The organism is Bacillus pretiosus (assembly GCF_051294775.1).
In the GTDB taxonomy this organism is placed as follows: Bacteria; Bacillota; Bacilli; order Bacillales; family Bacillaceae_G; genus Bacillus_A; species Bacillus_A wiedmannii.
The window spans coordinates 229,765-249,820 of the sequence record NZ_JBPPHF010000001.1 but is presented as its reverse complement, the minus strand read 5'-3'; the positions used below and the strand labels follow the sequence as shown (position 1 = coordinate 249,820).

Here is a 20,056-nt window from a genome sequence, read left to right as displayed (position 1 = left end):
TAAAAAAGCTATGCTCTCATACATGTGAAAGCATAGCTTTTTATATTAAATCATTAAAATATCTCGTATTTCTTCCTCCGTGATTGATGATAATTTCTCTTCTCCTGGCTCAATCACTTCAGCGATTAAATTTTTCTTACTCTCTTGCAGTTCATGCATTTTTTCCTCAATTGTTCCGTGGGCTACTAATTTTATAACTTGTACTGTATTTTTTTGTCCCATTCGATATGCTCTATCAGCTGCTTGTTGTTCAACAGCTGGATTCCACCATAAATCGTATAATATAACCGTATCGGCACCCGTTAAGTTAAGACCCGTACCACCAGCTTTTAAAGAAATGAGAAATAGATCCCCTTCCCCCTCGTTAAACCGATTACATAGCTCTACACGTTCTTGTGATGGTGTACTCCCGTCTAAATAAAAGTATGGAATCGCTTGACGATTTAACTCACGACCAATAATAGACAGCATCTTCGTAAATTGAGAAAAGATTAAAATTCTCTTACCAGTACTTCTGCATTCCTCTAGTATCTCTAATAGTTGTTCAAATTTAGCTGAACTACCCTTATAATCATCAACGAATAAAGCCGGATGATTACAGATTTGGCGCAGTCTTGTTAAGCCAGCTAAAATTCTAATTTTATTTTTACGTAACGTATCTTTATCTAAATGTTTTAACGTTTCTTCCCTTAATTTCGCTAAATAAGCAGCATAAAGTCTCTTTTGATCTGGTAATAACTCCGATGACTGTAAGTGCTCTATTTTATCTGGAAGCTCCTGTAATACGTCTTCTTTTAATCGTCTTAATACGAAAGGTTTTACGCGCTTCGCTATATCTTCGCGCCTTAAATCACCGAATTCTTTTCTTCCTGGTAATAATTCCGGAAATACGACATGGAAGATAGACCATAGCTCTTCTAATGAATTTTCTACAGGCGTTCCCGTTAGCCCGAAACGAAATTCAGCTTGAATTGTTTTCACTGCTTTTGCAGTTTGGGTTGTAGGATTTTTAAACGCCTGTGCTTCATCAAGAAACAGTGTATGAAACGGCCTCGCATACGATCTTATATCTCTTCTCAGTAATGGATATGACGTAATTACGACATCAAATTCCACTATGTCTTTTAATATTTTTCGCCGCTCTGTTTGATTTCCATCTGCAATAACCGCTCTAATATGCGGGGCGAATTTTTTCAATTCACTAAACCAATTGTAAACGAGAGAGGACGGTGAAACGACTAATATAGGTAGTTTCTTTTCTCGAATTTCAGGCAACACAGAATCTATGTAAGCAATACTTTGCAGCGTTTTTCCAAGTCCCATATCATCTGCTAAAATACCGCCAAAACGGTAATAGGCGAGTGTTTTCATCCACTCAAATCCGTATACTTGATACTCTCTCATTACAGCATTTAAAGTTTGCGGCACTGTAAACTTTAATTTTTTCGGATTTTGAATGCTTTCTACTAAATCTTGAACAGACTCATCTAAACTTAAAACATTACCTTCGTGAAGTCCGTTCATCCATTTTACACTCCGAATAAGCGGAACGTTCACTTCTTCTCCGTGTAAAAACTCTTTCCGAATACCCGATTCTTTTACAAACTGATTAATTTCATTAAATTCTTTGCTCTCTAGTGATAATAAAGAACCATTCGCTAATCGGTAATATTTGCGTTTCTCTTCCAGAGCCACTAACACACCTTTAATTTCCGCTTCCGGTATTCCTTTTATATCAAAACGAAATGATAACCAATCAATTCTTTCTTTTCTTCTCACTCTAATAAGAGGTGCGGTATCGCCTTTATGAATGCGTAATTTAATTGCTGTCGTCGCATAAATGTCAACCAAGCCTTTTAACGACGGAACGACGTGATATAAAAAGTTATACTCAGCCTCTTCATTATGCATAAAATAACCGCCTTCTGTTTTTGCAAAGGCACTTTCACTCATAATGTCTAAAATCTCTTTTTCCTTTTTCTCATCACGATTAAAAACAGACGGCTGTCCATCTTCTTCTAACGGATTGATCATGACGTTTCCATAATGAAATTCAAGACCTGCTAACAAACGATTTTTCACTCGATCTAAATACAGCTTTGCTTTTAGCGACGGCGTTTCAACACAATCTGATATTACTTCATCAATGCGTACCGTTCCCAGTTTCATTAATCCTGGCACAACTTTCGCTACGAAATGTTCCATCTTACTTTCAGGAATATAAAACTGATTGCTATTTGAGCGACTCATCATCTTTTGTAATTCAATAAGTCGCATACAATCTTCCATAGGTAAATGATATAATTTCCCATCGTAAAGAGCGTTGTTATACATTTCCATAACTTGAACACGATTTAGGCCGTCTATATGAAGTGTAAATCCACCATTATTTCCTTTCGTAAACTCAAAATGTAATGGCAATAAACCGTTTGAAATTTGTAAGCCCTGAAACTGTTGTTCATTTTGTTTCAGCTGTACATACTCAACTTTAGAAAGTGAAGAGAGCATATCTTTCCACGAAGCTGGCGGTATGAATATCATACTTTCATCTTGTTTCGCATGTACTTCTAACGCATCTTCATACATTTTTTCATTATGATACATTTTAATAAGTTGCTGAATAACCGCATCCGTTTCTTGCCTGAAGCTATGTACATCTGGTGTGTATGTAAATTCATTAGAACAATGAAAAGTTTCTCTTTTCTCCACTTTAGAAAGAAATTCTCTAATATGCTTTATAAAATATGTTTGCGCAAGTTTTAACTGAATTCCAAGAAGGGCCCCACCACTTTTCGTATCCACTGATGAACATATAAAAGCCACATCTAATATTTCACGTGTATCAAAACGGTGTTGTTTACTTTTTGGCCTAAGTGGTTTGTCTGCAAACAACTGAAACATCCCGCTCGTTAATTGATCATTTCCGCTCATATTTTCGGACATGCCGTCCGTTTGCTGGTTATAATTTATTTGTATTAGTACGGCTGCAACATGTTGACAATACGTTTGAAAAGACGCTAATGAAGGACAACTACATCTCGCAACTACATCACCTTTTTTAGCTTTTTCTACTGTAACATGAAAATCCTCATTCCCTTTTACCGTCGCCTCACAAATTTCTTTCGTTTCATCATAATGATTCACGATTACTTTATTTGCTTTATAATAAGCTTCGCCTCTTTTATATGAGGTCTCTCCGCATACTTCTTTTATAATCGATTTATTTAATGTAAAACTCATTGTTTTGACACTTCCTTAATGTAAAACCATTTTCTCTTACTTAACATTTTACATGCTCTACGAGAAAATATAAAATATTGATTGAACAAAAAAAGATGCTTATTTATAAGCACCTTCTTCACTCTATCTCCATCAACCGTTTCGCCTCAAAATATAACACTTGAATAAATTTTTTCGTATTAATTCGTATATGGCCAGAAGTTGCTACTTCATCCTTTGTCATTTCTGTCATCCGTTTTCTAACTACAGTGAAATCAAAAAACTTCGGAGCATAGCTTTCAAATTTCGGATTTGAAAAGTCTGTTAGTCCGAGGGAGGCTAAATGATTCAATGATTGATAAATTGCTCTGCGCACTCTTTGTTCAGATGCTTTTTTCTCTTTATCAATATCCGTATGTAAAGCTTCATCCCCTAATTTTTTTATCGTAATATAGTGAAAAATATCTTTTAACGCAGGAAAGCCAAATTCAAATGTTTGCGCCTTTTCTTGTCCGTATAAATATTCCAGCATACTAAGTAAATCTTTACTTCCGTTCTCTCCCGCAATACCAAGCTCTGCTAGTAAGAAGCGTCCTGAATCTGATATCTTTTTTCCTTCTTGTACTGTTTCACTACGCATTGGCGGCTTTTCCCACTGAAACACATTATTTAATGATTTTTGAATGTCATGTATAGAACGTTCCAAACGAATACGCTCCATCACTTTTCGTACAACAGATACTACTTCTATTTTATTTAGTGGTTTTGTAATATAATATTCCACACCAAGTGTATACGCCTCACCAATGAGCTGTTTCGATTCAACTTGGGAAATCATAATAATTTTCCCAGTAAATGAAGACGCTATATGACGAACTGTTTCAATGCCGTCTCTCATCGGCATTAGTAAATCAATAAATAAAATATCTACTTTTTTATAATTTAGCTGTTCTGCTTCAATAAACGCTCCATCTTCCGATTCTCCAATTACTTCCCCAAGATCGCCATCCTCAATAATTTGCGAAAGCATTGAACGGAAAACTTCATCATCATCTACTATATAATAAAACAAACCTATTCCCCTTCCCGCTTTAAACTGCACTCCGGTAAACAAACGATAAACTTACACCCTTTTTCAGTTTCATTGTCTTCTAACCTTACTTCTCCGCCGAGCTCTGTTACCATTTCGTGTATGTAAGAAAGTCCAATACCTGTTGACGGTGTTCCTGTTTGATCATACTTGGAAGTAAACCCTGGCTTAAATACTAATTTCTTATACTTTTGTGCAATACCAGGGCCATCGTCAATTACTTCAAAGATTACATGTTGCTCTCGTTTATATAACTTAATACGGATGAGACCTCTATCTTCAATTGCTTCCACTGCATTGGCAACTAAGTTATTAAAGATTGATAGCACTGTATACACGTGATATGCAGCGTGTTCACCTTCTATATGTTTTGAAAAACGTATATCTTTCCCTAGCATTTCAGCATATTTCTCATTTATTCTTACGATCATTTCTGTAAGCTCATGTCCTTCTACATACTCAGTCACATTTTTATCTAATAACAGTTTAGATAATCCTGCAAAAATCCTTTGATTATCCTTTTTTATTTCGTGCACTTCTCCTGCTATTTTCAATGCTGTTTTACTACTGGAATCATCGTCTGTCTGTAAATTTCGATATAGTTGATATGCTTCTTGTGTAATCAATTCTGCATTTTGTAACGTTTTTTTCAAGTGAACAGATTCTACATATAAATTTGAAAGGTGCATGAACATTTTTTCATTTTCTTTTCGGACTTGTGACTCTTTTAATTTCGTTTCATATAAAATCATCATATTTAAAAAGCCAAGTGCAAAGAAACTACGAAAAATAGCAATAATAATTAATTTATTCACTTCAGAAACTGTTATTGTTGTACCGAGTACTACCATATGATAAATCGCAAGTTCTGACATACTTGCGATAATTTCAATTGTAATTCCAAGGCACCCAATAACGATTGGTTTCTGATGAAACTTATTCACCCTACAAAGTGAAAAAAGACTTCCATAAATAAAATAATAAAAGAACACAGGATAGCGCAAATAAAATGATTCTGTCATATGAAATGAACCTTGCATGATCCAATCAAGGCATACACGGAATAAAACGACACATATACCGACAAGAATACCTGCAGCCGCTGCTGGTATTCTTCTTAAAAATAATAATAAAAAGAAGAAAAGCGGTGTCCCAAAGCTAACGCGAAACGTATCGTTAAAAGGGTGAAAATTAAGCTCTCCAGCAATCGGAACAACAACCATTAATATAATTAAAAGGGATATATCTTTCTTCCATAATTGATTCCAATTCAAAGGTGCCACTTCCTATACTTTTTTCGGTAATAAAAGTGAAAGCCCGCTTATTTTTATAAACGGGCTTTATTTCTATATTCTAACCTTTTCTACCGCTTTTATTTGGCGGTACTCCGGCTCCCATATTGCTTCTTTCACTGCAATCTTGATATCGTTATCACTTAAGTTCTCTCTAGCAACACCTTCTGCAACGGCAACTTTCGCTACTTCAATTGCAACCATTTCCGAGATATTACGTAACTCTTCAACCTCTGGCAAAATAGGTGCTCCTGGCTGACTTGTGTCTACCATGCTTGCAACTGCTTCAGCAGCTGCTGCGAACATTCCATCCGTCATGACGTTTGCACGTACAACAATTGTTCCAAGACCAAGACCTGGGAAAATAAGTGCGTTATTTGATTGTCCAATCACATACGTTACACCGTTGTATGTAACTGGTTCAAATGGACTTCCTGTTGCAACTAATGCTCTTCCTTCTGTCCACTCGATTAAATCAGCTGGTTTTGCTTCAGCAAGTGGCGTCGGATTCGACATCGGTAAAATAATTGGTCTTTCTACGTGAGAAGCCATTTCTTTAATAATCTCTTCTTTGAATGCTCCTGCAACAGTTGATGTACCGATTAAAATTGTCGGTTTTACATGCTTCACAACTTCAGCAAGTCCGATCACATCATTTTGTTTCCACTCACTTACTTCCGCTTCTTTTCTTGCATATGGAATTTGGAAATCAAGAAGATCTTCCATATTATCTGTAACTAACCCGTTACGATCAATACACCAGAAACGCTTATATGATTCTTCTTCTGATACGCCAACGCGGACCATTGCATCTCTAACTTGATCTGCGATACCGATTCCAGCCGTACCAGCACCAAACACAACAACGCGGTGTTCACTTAAAGGTACACCCGAAACTTTCACTGCCGATAACACAGCAGCAAGTGAAACTGCACCTGTACCTTGAATGTCATCATTAAATGTACAAATATCATGACGGTATTTATCTAAAATTTTTCGTGCATTTCGAGAGCTAAAGTCTTCCCAATGTAAAAGTGCTTTCGGGAATTGTTTATTCACTGCTTGTACAAATGTATCAATAAATTCATCGTAAGCTTCACCAGTTATACGAGGGTGACGATTTCCAATATAAAATGGATTGTTTAATAGTTCCTCACGATTTGTACCCACATCTAAAATTACCGGTAATACACGGCTAGGATCGATACCAACTGCGGCCGTATAAACAGCTAATTTCCCGATTGCGATGTTTATACCACCAACACCCCAGTCACCAATTCCAAGTATGCCTTCTCCATCTGTTACAACGACTAAATCAATGTTTTCAGCTGTTGCACCGATATTCGCAAATGCTTCTTCAATACCCGACGGATCGTTAATTGATAAATACACACCACGCGGTTTACGATATTCATGACTATATCTTTGAATCGCTACACCAACAGTTGGTGTATATACGATTGGTAACATTTCACGTAAATGATTTGTTAATATACGATAAAATAACACTTCGTTTCGATCATGTAACGCTGTTAAGTATACATTCTTTAATAAATCGTCCGGCTGAGAACAAAATTGTTCATACGCTCGGCGTGCTTGTTCTTCTAATGTTAAAACCGCTGGCGGTAATAACCCTTTTAAACCTAATTCTTCTCTCTCTTCTTGCGTGAAAGCGACCCCTTTATTTAAAAGTGGTGTTGATAATACTTCTACTCCTCTTAATGTCGTTTCTAATGAACCATTAGAAGCTACTGTAAACTTACTCATAACATCCCTACCTCTATTCATATATAGCATTTCTATATTGTAAACAAAAAAGAGGGGATTGTCCCCCCTCTTCTTTTAATTTTTCTTTAAAAGAGTTGCTCCTGCAATCCCTGGGTGTGTCATTTCGAATGGATCTAGAATTAACTCTAAGTCTTCTTGTGACAGTACACCGTTTTTCACACAAAGTTCTCGAACGGATTGACCTGTTGCAATTGCTTCTTTCGCAACGCGAGCTGCTGCTTCATAACCGATATGAGGGTTCACGGCTGTAATAATTCCTACACTCTTCTCAACATACTCTTTTAAGCGATCTTCATTCGCTTCAATTCCTTTTAAGCAATTATCTGTAAAGGCACGGAAACCGTTATTCATAATGCTAATAGATTGAAGTAAGTTGAAAACAAGTACTGGTTCCATAACGTTTAATTCTAATTGTCCTGCTTCTGAAGCAAGGCAAATTGTATGGTCGTTACCAATTACTTGGAACGCAATTTGATTAATTACTTCTGGCATAACAGGGTTTACTTTCCCTGGCATAATAGAAGAACCTGGTTGACGAGCTGGTAACATAATTTCTGCTAAACCAACACGCGGACCTGATGCCATTAGACGAAGGTCATTCGCAATTTTAGACATATTCATCATACATACTTTAAGTGCTGCTGATACTTCTGTGTATGCATCCGTATTTTGCGTTGCATCTACTAAGTCTTCTGCACCAACAAGTGGTAATTCACTGATTGCAGCTAAATGTTTTACAACTGCTTCAATATATTCTGGATCTGCATTTAAGCCTGTACCAACTGCAGTTGCTCCCATATTTACTTCATATAGATGTTGACGTGATTGCTTGATACGTTTCATATCACGTTCAAGTACGCGGGAATACGCTTTAAATTCTTGTCCAAGACGAATTGGCACAGCGTCTTGTAAATGTGTACGACCCATTTTAATAACATGATCGAACTGCTCTGCTTTTAATTCAAATACATCATGCATATACCCCATCGTTTGTAATAAACCTTCTAATGCGTTTAATGTTGCGATATGAATCGCCGTTGGGAATGCATCGTTTGTTGATTGCGCCATGTTTACATGACTATTTGGACTAATATAATGATAGTCTCCCTTTTCCATTCCTAATAATTCAAGAGCACGATTGGCCATGACTTCATTTGCGTTCATATTCATTGAAGTACCTGCTCCGCCTTGGATTGGATCTACGATGAAATGATCATGCCATTTTCCATCAAGAATTTCTTGAGCAGCTTCTGCGATCGCGCCGCCCTTGCTCAATTCCAATCTTCCTACATCTGTATTAGCAAGCGCTGCAGCTTTTTTTACAATTGCGAACGCTCTAATTAAACCTTCATGGATTTTATATCCTGTAATTGGGAAGTTTTCAACTGCACGCATTGTTTGTACGCCGTAGTATGCATAATTCGGTACTTCTTTTTCACCTAAAAAATCTTTTTCAATTCGAACACCATTTTTAACTTCAGTTAATGTTGCCATGATTATTCACTCCTTAACGATTTCTTATGCTGCTTTTGTTTCTTTGACTGTTTTTACATATTGTTTTGCTTTCTCATCATCGAATTCGCCTTCCCACTTCGACATAACAATGGCCGCTAATGCATTTCCTAATACATTGACAGATGAGCGAATCATATCTAAAATGCGGTCAATTCCCGCAATTAACGCGATACCTTCTAGTGGTAACCCCATTGAACCTAACGTTGCTAATACAACAACGAACGATGCACCTGGAACTCCCGCCATACCCTTGGATGTTAACATGAGAACGAATAATAACGTTATTTGCTCTGTCAGTGACATGTGCACACCGTACATTTGTGCAACAAACAATGCTGCTAACGCTTGATAAATAGCCGATCCAGTCAAGTTAAATGTATAACCTGTCGGAATTACGAAAGAGGCAACTGCCTTTGGACAACCGAATTCTTCCATTTTTCTCATTATATTAGGTAAAACAGCTTCTGAACTTGCTGTCGTAAATGAAAGAATGAGTTCTTCTTTTAAAATTTTCATTAATGTAAAAATGTTTACTCCAACCATTCGTGCATTAATACCTAATACAATCACAACGAATAGTATAACAGTTACGTATACAGCTAGCACTAGTTTTCCTAAAGGAAGTAGTGTTGCTACACCAAATTTTGCAACCGTAACCGCAATTAATGCGAATACACCAAATGGTGCAAATTTCATAACTTGATTTGTAACCCAAAACATCGCTTCGAGTACACCTTCAAAGAAGTTAAAGACAGGCTTCCCTTTTTCCCCAATTGCCGCAACTCCTAAACCGAATAATACGGAGAAGAAAATAATCGGTAATAAGTCACCTTGTGAAATCGATTCAAATACGTTTTTTGGTACAATATGAACAATCGTCTCAGCGAATCCTTTCTTCTCTGTAGCATCTGCCGTTTGTTTATAAGAAGAAATATCACTTTGCTGTAAATTACTCATATCAACGCCAGTACCTGGTTGGAATATATTCGCCGCAAGTAATCCCATTAAAATAGCAATCGTCGTAATAATTTCGAAATAAAGAATTGTCTTACCACCCAGTTTCCCAAGCTTCTTCATATCTCCTACACCAGCTACCGCAACAATTAATGCTGAAATAACAATCGGTACTACAATCATTTTAATTAAGTGAATAAATATATCCCCAATTGGTGTGATATAAGAAATCGCCGTTTTATTGCCATAAAAGACTGCCCCTACTACAATCCCTAAAACAAGCGCGACAAAAATTTGTGTTGCCAATCCGAATTTTTTCATTTATGTTCATCCCCTTCATGCGAACGCTTTCAATTTGAATTTATAAAAGCTACTCACACATCTTATAAGCGAACCTACAAAATCATACAAAAACCTACAAGTTCGTCACAAAAAATTCGAAAATTTTTCTTTTCTTTTTCATTGACACCTTTTTATTAAAAAGAGATACAATATACTTGATAAGTAATCAGATTGTTTCGTATAATCAAAAAGATATACACTTACAATAAATCGAAATGAAAAGGAGTGGATGGTATGAAAAATTATGTACAAAAATTCGTCCTATCTTCTTCTTTTCTTTTTCATTTTCTTAAAAAGGAACAAAGGCATTTGCCTTTGTTCCTTTTTTATTGCGATCTATATAGGGGGAATTGTTATGAAGCCATATAAAAGAGTCTTAATTAAATTAAGCGGCGGCGCACTTGCTGATCAATCCGGAAATAGCTTTAACTCCAAAAGATTAGAACATATCGCAAACGAAATTATATCCATTATTGACTTAGGTATCGAAGTATCCATTGTCATCGGCGGCGGTAACATTTTCAGAGGTCATCTAGCTGAAGAATGGGGCATTGATCGAGTAGAAGCTGATAATATCGGTACGTTAGGTACAATCATTAACAGCTTAATGCTTCGCGGCGTCTTAACAAGTAAAACAAATAAAGAAGTACGCGTTATGACTTCCATCCCGTTTAATGCAGTAGCAGAGCCTTATATTCGCCTCAGAGCAGTACATCATTTAGATAACGGTTATGTTGTCATTTTTGGCGGCGGTAACGGGCAGCCGTTCGTTACGACAGATTATCCAAGTGTTCAAAGAGCCATTGAAATGAATAGTGACGCAATATTAGTCGCAAAACAAGGAGTAGATGGCGTCTTTACTAGTGATCCAAAACATAATAAATCAGCAAAAATGTACAGAAAACTAAACTATAACGATGTTGTTAGGCAAAACATTCAAGTCATGGATCAAGCCGCTTTATTACTTGCTCGTGATTACAATTTACCAGCACACGTCTTTAACTTTGATGAGCCTGGTGTAATGAAAAGAATTTGCTTAGGGGAGCATGTGGGGACATTGATTAATGATGATGCTTCATTGCTTATGCATGAAAAATAATTATTTTTATTTAAAAGTTTTTTATAGACCATTAACTTTCGAGAAGTTTTCTAAATTTGATCAGTGGGGGTTTTGTTCATCCCCACTGATTATTACTCCACACCAACCGGATGTTTGCGAGATAAATTAATGAATTCAATATTGTAAATTGGTTTATGGAATTAACCCTCTCTCTTTGGCTTTTTGCACAGCTTCTTCACGATTTTTGACTCCTAGCTTGTCATAGAGGTTAGATGCGTAATTTCTTACTGTACCATTTGATAAGTACATTTTTTCCGCAATTGTTTTGTAACGAAGGCCTTGTGATAAAAAACTCAAAATCTCTAGTTCACGTTTCGTTAGGCCATACTCTTTCCCATCTAACTTCGATTCATCTGAACTCGCCTCATCATTTCCTTCCCACATACTATGGAACAAATGTTGGTCAATCATTGTACCTCCCCGATAAACGAGACGAATTGATTCAGCCAATTCCCGTGACTCTATGGATTTTAACAAATAGCCATCCGCACCGCTCCGTATAATTTCTTTTGCTCTTTCTGTATCCTGAAACGTTGACAAAATGAGGACACGAATATCAGGATATTTTTCCTTAATCATTTTAGTCGCAAGAATCCCATCCAGATTGGGCATTTCTAGATCCATTAATACTAAATCTGGATTCAGGCTTTCGCACAATTCCACAGCCTGTTCCCCATCTTCAGCCATTCCCACTACCTGTAAGTCCTCCTGTCCATTCAAGATTGTATGGAGACTTTCTCGAACAAACGAGTGGTCATCGATGATACACAACCGGATCTGTTCATCGGACGATTGTGATAGTCTGGGTAACACACATGAGATCAACGTCCCTTCCCCTTTTTTAGAGTATACAGTGACTCTCCCTTGCAACTGCCTCACACGCTCTTTCATTCCAGTTACTCCAAACCCATCCTTCCACTCTTCTACCCCGCAGCCATTATCCTGTACATCTAATCTCGTTTGTTGTGGCTCAAAATGTAGTGAAACAATAATTTCAGTAGCGTTTCCATGCCGCACCGCATTTGTTAGTGATTCCTGCAAACTCCGATACAGCATCATTTTTGATTGTTTGGAGACTATATACTCTTCTCCGATTATTTGAATTCGTACATTTATCTTTGCATGTTTCTCGAATTCTTTAGTTAATTTTTTCAGCATAACAGTTAAGGGAAGCGATTCTTGTGGTAAATCTATTTGATGTAAATACGTCCTCACCTCTTCCATACTATTACGAGCCAATTGCAATAATGAGTCAAGCCTTTGCTCTCCTTCTTTAGTCTTTAATTCCGTACGTAATGTTTCCATACCCATAATAATTGAAGTATAGGAATGCCCCATTGTATCGTGTAAGTCTTTTGAGAGCCTATCACGCTCCTCTAGTAAAGTAATCCGCTCAACTTGGGATACGTATTGTTCTAATACACGTTTCTGGTTCCGAATGGTTTCACTTTGACGGTAATTAATAGCCAGTAAACGAAAGAAAGAGCCCATAGCAAAAGCTAAACTAAGTTGCAGGATGATTACCCATAAATCTGTTACTTTGGAAAATATCGCAATGAGCAACGGGAACAAAATAATTGTGATAGGCCCCGACCAGCGGTAAGATTTATGAGCGCTATTTGCTGCAATCATAAAAGTTGGCATTAAAAAAGTAAGATACGCTGACGGAAATAATAAAGTTAAATAGAAACACACTCCGCCAAATAATATTATTTCAGTAAATAAATAATAGCGATAACTGAACATTAAACAAATCCAAGGTACTGAAAATGAAACGATTTCCCAAAGAATTATGATCCAAAGTGGTACTGTCAAATGATCTTGTCGTTGGATAGTCGTTGATATCAATGATAGCCAAACAATAAAACGGATACAAAGTAAGGCCCAATCATACCAAAACCATAGTTTCAAAGTCTTAAACAAATTATCACTCCTTAATAGCTTTAAACATGGAATGCGTGTACATTCCAATAATTTGAACTAAGCAGTTTCCAATAAGATTATGTATCCCGATGAGAATGAAACCAACAATCATGACAAAAATTGCTGTCTCCCATGAATCCACAACTATGCCCAATAAGTATATATTAAAATATCGAAAAAGTAAGGGTGCAACGATACATACTAGTGGCATTATATACAGTAAAACAGCAAATATAAGACTCATTATTCCGATCAAAAATTTCTGCATGAGCCAAAAAATAGCCTTCCAGTTGCTATTATTGAGGATTGTATCTCTAACTTTAATCCATTTATCTCCCTCCTTTTTTTCTCTTGGTTCGAATAAATCTATCGATATATCTGTATAAATCTTCGTCTGAATACGTTCATACTGAACAAACGTGTGAGTTGTTTGCAGCACCCACGCCAACAAGGGAATACCCAAAAAGATAATCGTCATTACTAATGCAAATGTAATGCTGACTAGATAGAAACAAAAGTAAAAAAATCCGGATAAAAAGGTAAATAACAAGAAATAAAAATCTTGCAAAGTTTTTTGAACTGATGCTTTTGTCATTAAAATCTCTCCTCCTTATTCATTCCTAATGCATTAAAAGCTACTTTTTAATTCTAAGTATTTTTCTGTCACATACGGTAGTGTCAAAATGTCATGGTTTGTATGAAATAACTATCAATATAGCCTCATCCACTCAATTTTTGTTTTTCTTTATAAATATGACAGAAGTTCACTATCGACTATGACTCGCCGCTTGTTACACTCTGTCCATACGCTAACAAGCCGCTAACTCGTTGTGCTAAAGATAAGATTGTGTTCCCGATCTTATCTTTTTTCTTTGCAAATTTTTTGATACAAAGAAGGAATCCTTAAAATAAGGATTCCTGAAAGAAACAAAGTGTCATAATCAATTCCTTGATTTCCGGCATCATACTTATAAATTCCTTGACCCCTCATTTTATCTACTAAATAATACGTAGTATTAGATTTTAAGAGATTCAATTTTTTTTTGTATTTCCAAATAAACCTTTCCCTACCCTTGTTGTTCCAGTAACATTTCTTAGAGCTCTTGCTGCATGTAAAAATATTATGCTCTAGAAGTTCGCCTCCCTAGTTCGATCAAATCATCATGGTTACCTAGTTGTAGGGATAACAATGCTTGAATAACGTCTTGTTTCTTTATAGTGGATGATTCTTGAACATTTTTTGTACCTACTTGCTAAATTCAGCAAGTAAAATATTTTTAAAAGGAACAGAATGACTAGTTTTATGGCCATTCAAATTGATGGCCAATGTATGCTTGCCTCCAAGTGTGCCTCCACCAAAAGTAGAAAACCCTGGAACACCGCCTGCGTGTCCCCAGATCGAGGTACCGTTTTGAAGTTTAGTTTCATAGATTCCAAGACCATATCCATCAATTTCGTCTATTCCTGTAGGAACTGTAGTAAGCATTTGTTTTAGTTGCTGTTCCTTCAGTAATTTGCCACTGAGTAAGTAAGAGAAAAATTTGTTTAAATCGTCTGCAGTAGAAATCATATCCCCAGCCGAGCTAGCTATACTTGGGTTAAAATAAGTAACGTCTTTTAGCCCACTTTCTCCGTCATATCTTACATATCCACGGGCGTGCTTAGTGCCTGGAATAACCGTTGAATTACCAGGTGAAAATGTATTCAATAAGTCAAGCGGTTCAATAATTCGATTTTCAACCTCTTCCGCATAGCTGTTTCCAGTTACTTTTTCAATAAGCATACCCAGTAATACGTATCCTGTGTTTGAATAAGACCAACCCTTTCCCGGAGCAGAGTCTGGAGGAAGAGAAATCCCCATCTTTACGAGTTCTTCAGCTGTATACGCTTTTTTTGTATCTTTAATATCAAAGTCTTGTGACTTTATGTAGTCAGCAATACCACTTGTATGATTCAATATCTGCCGGATAGTAATCTGGTTACTATCATATCCGTTTCCTTGAATGACACCAGGCAACCATTTTTCAATGGAGTCGTCTAAATTCAAGCGGTTTTCTCCAGCTAATTGAAGTAGCACTGTTGCAGTGAATGTCTTTGTCGTACTGCCAATGCGAAAGCGAAAATCTGTTTTCATCGGCTTCTTGGTTCTCAGATCCGCTATCCCAGCGGTATAACTCCACGTTTTTCCACCCTTAGAAATTTTAGCAAGTATTCCAGGGTATCCAAGTTGCAGCGCATCCCGCATTGCTTTCTTAACGGAAGTACGATCGCTTTGAGTACTTGTTTGTAACGAACTAGATACATTTTGCGTGGATTCTGCTTTTACAATTGAGGCTGGTGTTATGTATAACAGGGAACTTCCTGTTATTAAAAGGACTAAACCTCTAAATGTAATTTGAAATTGCTTTTGCATAATAGTATTCTTCCCCTCTATTCACATTATTGTATAGATGATTATTTGCTGTCTCATATTAACCATACAACGTACCTCTTAACCAAAAACAAAAGGATAACTTTGAATTTACAATCATCTGTGTACCAATTATTTCTACAAACAACTTTCTGACCTAATAAATGATTAATCCCTCTTTTTCAGATGTATGTTGATCTCTGTAATTTCTTATTTTCTTCCACAAAGTTTTTTAATTAATTTATCTTTATATAAATATATGGTAACTATTCCCCCTCGCGTTCTTCTCTCCGTTTTGATTATACACAATGAAAATCTCTTTTTTCTTACTTCTTCCTTACGTTCAAAACCACTTCTATAATTCGGTGGTTTTTATTTTAAGAACACTCAGTTCTATTAACTTGATAACAATGGGATACCGCCACATGTCCATCAAATTAAGAACTTGCTTTACCCTCAAATTTTTTTAAAGTAAGTTGTTTTTTTGAACCAGAAAGGTATATTTTTAACTATAAAAACTATGACAAAATTTATCCGTTTTTCCTTTGTACCTACTTGCTAAATTCAGCAAGTAAAATATTTTTAAAAGGATCAGAATGACTAGTTTTATGGCCATTCAAATTGATGGCCAATATATGCTTGCCTCCAAGTGTGCCTCCAGCAAAAGTAGAAAAGCCTGGAACACCGCCTGAGTGTCCCCATATCGAGGTACCGTTTTGAAGTTTAGTTTCATAGATTCCAAGACCATATCGATCGATTCCTTCTATTCCTGTAGGAACTGTAGTAAGCATTTGTTTTAGTTGCTGTTCCTTCAGTAATTTGCCACTAAGCAAGTAAGAGAAAAATTTATTTAAATCTTCGGCAGTAGAAATCATATCTCCATCCGAGCTACCTGGGTTAGAATAAGTAACGTCTTTTAGCTCACTTTCTCCGTCATATCTTTCATATCCACGGGCATGCTTGGTGCCTGGAATAACCGTTGAATTACCCGGTAGAAATGTATTTGACAATTCAAGTGGTTCAATAATTCGATTTTCAACTTCTTCCGCATAACTGTTTCCAGTTACTTTTTCAATAAGGATACCCAGTAATACGTATCCCGTGTTTGAATAAGACCAGCCCTTTCCTGGAGCAAAATCTGGAGGAAGAGAAATCCCCATCTTTACGAATTCTTCAGCTGTATACGCTTTTTTTGTATCTTTTATATCAAAGTCTTGTGACTTTATGTAGTCAGCGATACCACTTGTATGATTCAATATCTGCCGGATAGTAATCTGGTTACTATCATATCCGTTTCCGTTAATAACACCAGGCAACCATCTTTCAATAGAGTCATCTAAATTTAAGCGGTTTTCTCCAGCTAATTGAAGTAGCACTGTTGCAATGAACGTTTTCGTAACACTACCAATGCGAAAGCGAAAATCTGCTTTCATCGGTTTCTTGGTTTTCAAATCCGCTATCCCAGTGGTATAACTCCAAGTTTTACCCCCCTTAGAAATTTGAGCGAGTATTCCAGGGTATCCAAGTTGCAGTGCACCCCGCATTGCTTTCTTAACGGAAGTACGATCGCCTTGAATACCTGTTTGTAACGAACTAGATACATTTTGCGTGGGCTCTGCTTTTACAATTGAGATTGGTGTTGTGTATAACAGAGAACTTCCAGCTATTAAAAGTGATAGACTTGCACATGTAATTTTACTGCATGTTTTCATAAAGTATCCTCTCCTCTATTTAAATTGTATAGTTAGTTACTTGCTGTTTCGTATTAATCACACAGCTATTATCTCCACCAATGACTAAAAGCCAGAATTGAATTCCTAATCATATTCATAATTATTATTTTTACAAACTCCGTTCTGTCCCAAGTAAGTCTCTCTATTTCCACATGTATGTTAACTGTTAACCCTAGAAGTTACTTTTATCCTTGAAACACTCTTGTTACTGTTTTTTTCGTGAATAGGTCATGCCTGTTTCCTCTTTCACGCCTCTTTATTTTTTAACATACACAATGAAGCTCCCCCTCCTCATTTATTATTAATGGGTAATAAACTGCTCCTTGATTCTAAGAGTTTTTCTGTCACATACGGTAGTGTCAAAATGTCATGACTTTTATGACATAACTATCAAAACAGCCTCATCCACTCAATTTTTGTTTTTCTTTATAAATATGACAGAAGTTCACTATCTACTATGACTCGCCACTTGCTACACTCTGTTCATACGCTAACGAGCCGCTAACTCGTTGCGCCAACAAAAAAATTCCAACCAAATAAAGGGGCGTACAAAAATGAAACAAGCAATTAACAAACTGGGTATCGTTACAATTCTTCTTTCTTCTTCAACCATGATTTCTGCATGTTCTCAACAATCATTAGAAAGAGAAACATCAAAACCATCGGTATCCACAACTAATATTGAAATGACGAAAGGACTCAATAATAAAAAAGAAATAGAATCTTTTGCTGATCCATTATTCGAGGAAAAAATGAAAAAGTATAATGTGAATGGTTCTAGTTTTGTCGTCGTTCATGATGGAAAGGTTGTTGTTAATAAAGGGTATGGATATGCTGATAAAGAAAAGAAAATTCCCGTTACTAAGGACACGGTCTTTCAAATTGCTTCAGTCTCAAAAACTTTTACTGCCTTGGCTGTGATGCAACAAGTCGATAAAGGAAATATTAAACTAGATCAAGACGTACAAAAATATCTTGGTGGATTACAAATACCTAATCAAACAGGGAAACCTGTAACACTGTTTGATATGCTCACTTATACCAGCGGATTTGATTTTCCCGACCTTACAAATATAACCGGACCTGAATATACCGATAATGAAAACAACATGCCAATGAAGGAATTTTTCTCTAAACATATGCCAACGGTGGTACGGCCACCAGGGGAAGTTTATACGTATGATAACGTCTCATTTGCGCTCGCAGGGTTTGCAGTAGAGAATGTTACTAACAGCCCTTTCTCCAAATATATGGAAAAGAATATTTTCAAACCATTAGATATGAAATCTACAAGTATGAGCTTCACGCCTGAACTTCTAGAAAGAATGGCTACACATTATGGTCCCACTGGCGAACCGATCCCAACAAGTGGGAGCGGTTTAAGGGATACACCACAAGGAGGCATTTTATCTACTGCAGAAGACATGTCAAAATACATGATTATGCAACTACAGAAAGGAAAGTTTAAAGACAAAGAAATTGCAAGTAAAAAAAGCATAGATATGATGCATGCCTATCAAGTTTTTGATGATAAGATCAACCCTGTTGCGACAATTGGATTTGAAACGCCTTTTAATAAATTTGCTAACGGTCAACACGTTGTAATGAAAGGGGGAAGTATGCCTGGACATCAATCACTGATGATTTTAGTGCCTGAACAAAAAACAGCATTCTTCATGTCTTATAATAATGATTCAATGATGAGTATAGACGTATATGAAGCTCTCATGGATCACTATTTCCCTGCTAAGAAGAATGAAGTAAAAACAAGTTATCTCCCGTTAGAGGAAAAAGAAGCTCATAAATACTTGGGCTTATTCCAAAATACGCGTTTCGCTGCAATTCGCACTCATTTTACTTATGAAAATGGGAATTTAGTCATGGAGGGTGGAATAACTGGAAAACAAGTTCTCAAAATGATTCATCCGTTGTTATTTGAAGATTCGGAAGGCAACAAAGTTGCTTTCAAAAAGAATTCAGCTGGAGAAATCACATATTTTCACTACGATTCTCCTAAAAGCCTTGATTTTGTAGCAGATGCCCAGAGAATTAACAACAAACCATCTTTTGATGACATTTCACAAAAGAGTAACTATAGAAGTCACATTGATAATCTTCATGCCCTAAATATTATGGGTGCTAAAACAGGTAATCTATTCAATCCGATGGAAACCATGACACAAGGAGAGTTTGCGGATACGTTGTTACTTGCTCATGGATGGAACGGTTTTCCAGACGAATCAAAAGAGGCAAGGGCAAAAATTATGAATGGAATTCCAGAGTATAACCGTGCTACTCCGATTACCCGACAGGTCGCAGCAACCATGATTCAAAACGTAAAGCAAATTCAAGACTTGAAAACGATTCAACCTGACAAAGCTATTAAAGTTAAATTACTGGATGCCGCAGATGACTGGGCAGTCCAATCGATTCAGGCACTTGCCTCCCAAGGAATTCTAGACCCTGATACTTCCATTAATGCTGACGGATCCCTTATGTTCCGTCCGAAAGACCTGTTACTGCGTCAAGAAGCAAGTGCTTTGCTAGATTTAGCTTTTGGCCATTATGCTTTACCTATTAAACAGAAGTAGACATGAACGACGGCAAATATTTGACTGATATTTTATCTTTAAAATTTTTTGATGAAAATTATTATGTTAAAGTGCGCCA

General features: G+C 36.5%; 12 protein-coding genes. 2 read left to right on the top strand and 10 right to left on the bottom strand.

What is annotated here, in order from left to right:
* Window positions 1-45 precede the first annotated feature (45 nt).
* The 6 genes from ACSG5Z_RS01290 to ACSG5Z_RS01265 form a co-directional block, all read right to left on the bottom strand.
* Window positions 46-3,240, bottom strand: a complete 3,195-nt coding sequence (locus tag ACSG5Z_RS01290) for an SNF2 helicase associated domain-containing protein (RefSeq protein WP_435710450.1) — start codon at window positions 3,238-3,240, stop codon at window positions 46-48.
* A gap of 118 nt (window positions 3,241-3,358) precedes the next feature.
* Window positions 3,359-4,291: a response regulator gene (locus ACSG5Z_RS01285; protein WP_048543316.1), complete on the bottom strand. Its 933-nt coding sequence runs from the start codon at window positions 4,289-4,291 to the stop codon at window positions 3,359-3,361.
* Window positions 4,292-4,293: 2 nt separating this feature from the next.
* Entirely contained in the window at window positions 4,294-5,592 is a 1,299-nt protein-coding gene (locus ACSG5Z_RS01280) for a sensor histidine kinase (RefSeq protein WP_079998372.1), read from the bottom strand.
* Window positions 5,593-5,655: 63 nt separating this feature from the next.
* Window positions 5,656-7,368 (bottom strand): oxaloacetate-decarboxylating malate dehydrogenase, encoded by a 1,713-nt coding sequence (gene malS, locus ACSG5Z_RS01275; protein WP_435710449.1) that lies wholly within the window; start codon window positions 7,366-7,368, stop codon window positions 5,656-5,658.
* Window positions 7,369-7,443: 75 nt separating this feature from the next.
* The gene (gene aspA, locus ACSG5Z_RS01270) at window positions 7,444-8,883 is read right to left on the bottom strand and encodes an aspartate ammonia-lyase (protein WP_048543319.1); all 1,440 of its coding nucleotides are present in this window, start codon (window positions 8,881-8,883) and stop codon (window positions 7,444-7,446) included.
* Between the two features lie 24 nt (window positions 8,884-8,907).
* Window positions 8,908-10,179 (bottom strand): cation:dicarboxylate symporter family transporter, encoded by a 1,272-nt coding sequence (locus tag ACSG5Z_RS01265; protein ID WP_435710448.1) that lies wholly within the window; start codon window positions 10,177-10,179, stop codon window positions 8,908-8,910.
* Between the two features lie 376 nt (window positions 10,180-10,555).
* On the opposite strand from ACSG5Z_RS01265, the gene pyrH reads away from it, so the two are divergent.
* Window positions 10,556-11,299 carry a UMP kinase gene (pyrH, locus tag ACSG5Z_RS01260; RefSeq protein WP_137014168.1) on the top strand — a complete coding sequence of 248 codons (744 nt, stop codon included), beginning with the start codon at window positions 10,556-10,558 and terminating at the stop codon, window positions 11,297-11,299.
* A 153-nt stretch (window positions 11,300-11,452) separates the two neighbouring features.
* Here the strand turns inward: pyrH and ACSG5Z_RS01255 are convergent, their stop codons facing one another.
* The 4 genes from ACSG5Z_RS01255 to ACSG5Z_RS01240 form a co-directional block, all read right to left on the bottom strand.
* Complete coding sequence (locus tag ACSG5Z_RS01255) at window positions 11,453-13,243, bottom strand: response regulator (RefSeq protein ID WP_435710446.1); 1,791 nt, start codon at window positions 13,241-13,243, stop codon at window positions 11,453-11,455.
* A 4-nt stretch (window positions 13,244-13,247) separates the two neighbouring features.
* A complete protein-coding gene (locus ACSG5Z_RS01250; RefSeq protein WP_435710444.1) occupies window positions 13,248-13,838 on the bottom strand; it encodes a sensor domain-containing protein in 591 nt (196 codons plus the stop codon).
* A 651-nt stretch (window positions 13,839-14,489) separates the two neighbouring features.
* Window positions 14,490-15,656, bottom strand: coding sequence for a serine hydrolase domain-containing protein (locus ACSG5Z_RS01245; RefSeq protein ID WP_435710442.1), 1,167 nt, complete (start codon window positions 15,654-15,656; stop codon window positions 14,490-14,492).
* 548 nt (window positions 15,657-16,204) lie between these two features.
* Complete coding sequence (locus ACSG5Z_RS01240) at window positions 16,205-17,365, bottom strand: serine hydrolase domain-containing protein (RefSeq protein ID WP_435710441.1); 1,161 nt, start codon at window positions 17,363-17,365, stop codon at window positions 16,205-16,207.
* 575 nt (window positions 17,366-17,940) lie between these two features.
* On the opposite strand from ACSG5Z_RS01240, the gene ACSG5Z_RS01235 reads away from it, so the two are divergent.
* Window positions 17,941-19,977, top strand: coding sequence for a serine hydrolase domain-containing protein (locus ACSG5Z_RS01235; protein ID WP_435710439.1), 2,037 nt, complete (start codon window positions 17,941-17,943; stop codon window positions 19,975-19,977).
* The last annotated feature ends 79 nt before the right edge of the window (window positions 19,978-20,056 follow it).

Bases quoted from the DNA above. Each gene is read 5' to 3' on its own strand.
- ACSG5Z_RS01290 (WP_435710450.1), bottom strand. From the start codon at position 3,240: ATGAGTTTTACATTAAATAAATCGATTATAAAAGAAGTATGCGGAGAG.
- pyrH (WP_137014168.1), top strand. From the start codon at position 10,556: ATGAAGCCATATAAAAGAGTCTTAATTAAATTAAGCGGCGGCGCACTT.
- malS (WP_435710449.1), bottom strand. From the start codon at position 7,368: ATGAGTAAGTTTACAGTAGCTTCTAATGGTTCATTAGAAACGACATTA.
- ACSG5Z_RS01245 (WP_435710442.1), bottom strand. From the start codon at position 15,656: ATGCAAAAGCAATTTCAAATTACATTTAGAGGTTTAGTCCTTTTAATA.
- ACSG5Z_RS01235 (WP_435710439.1), top strand. From the start codon at position 17,941: ATGAAACAAGCAATTAACAAACTGGGTATCGTTACAATTCTTCTTTCT.
- ACSG5Z_RS01240 (WP_435710441.1), bottom strand. From the start codon at position 17,365: ATGAAAACATGCAGTAAAATTACATGTGCAAGTCTATCACTTTTAATA.
- aspA (WP_048543319.1), bottom strand. From the start codon at position 8,883: ATGGCAACATTAACTGAAGTTAAAAATGGTGTTCGAATTGAAAAAGAT.
- ACSG5Z_RS01250 (WP_435710444.1), bottom strand. From the start codon at position 13,838: ATGACAAAAGCATCAGTTCAAAAAACTTTGCAAGATTTTTATTTCTTG.
- ACSG5Z_RS01265 (WP_435710448.1), bottom strand. From the start codon at position 10,179: ATGAAAAAATTCGGATTGGCAACACAAATTTTTGTCGCGCTTGTTTTA.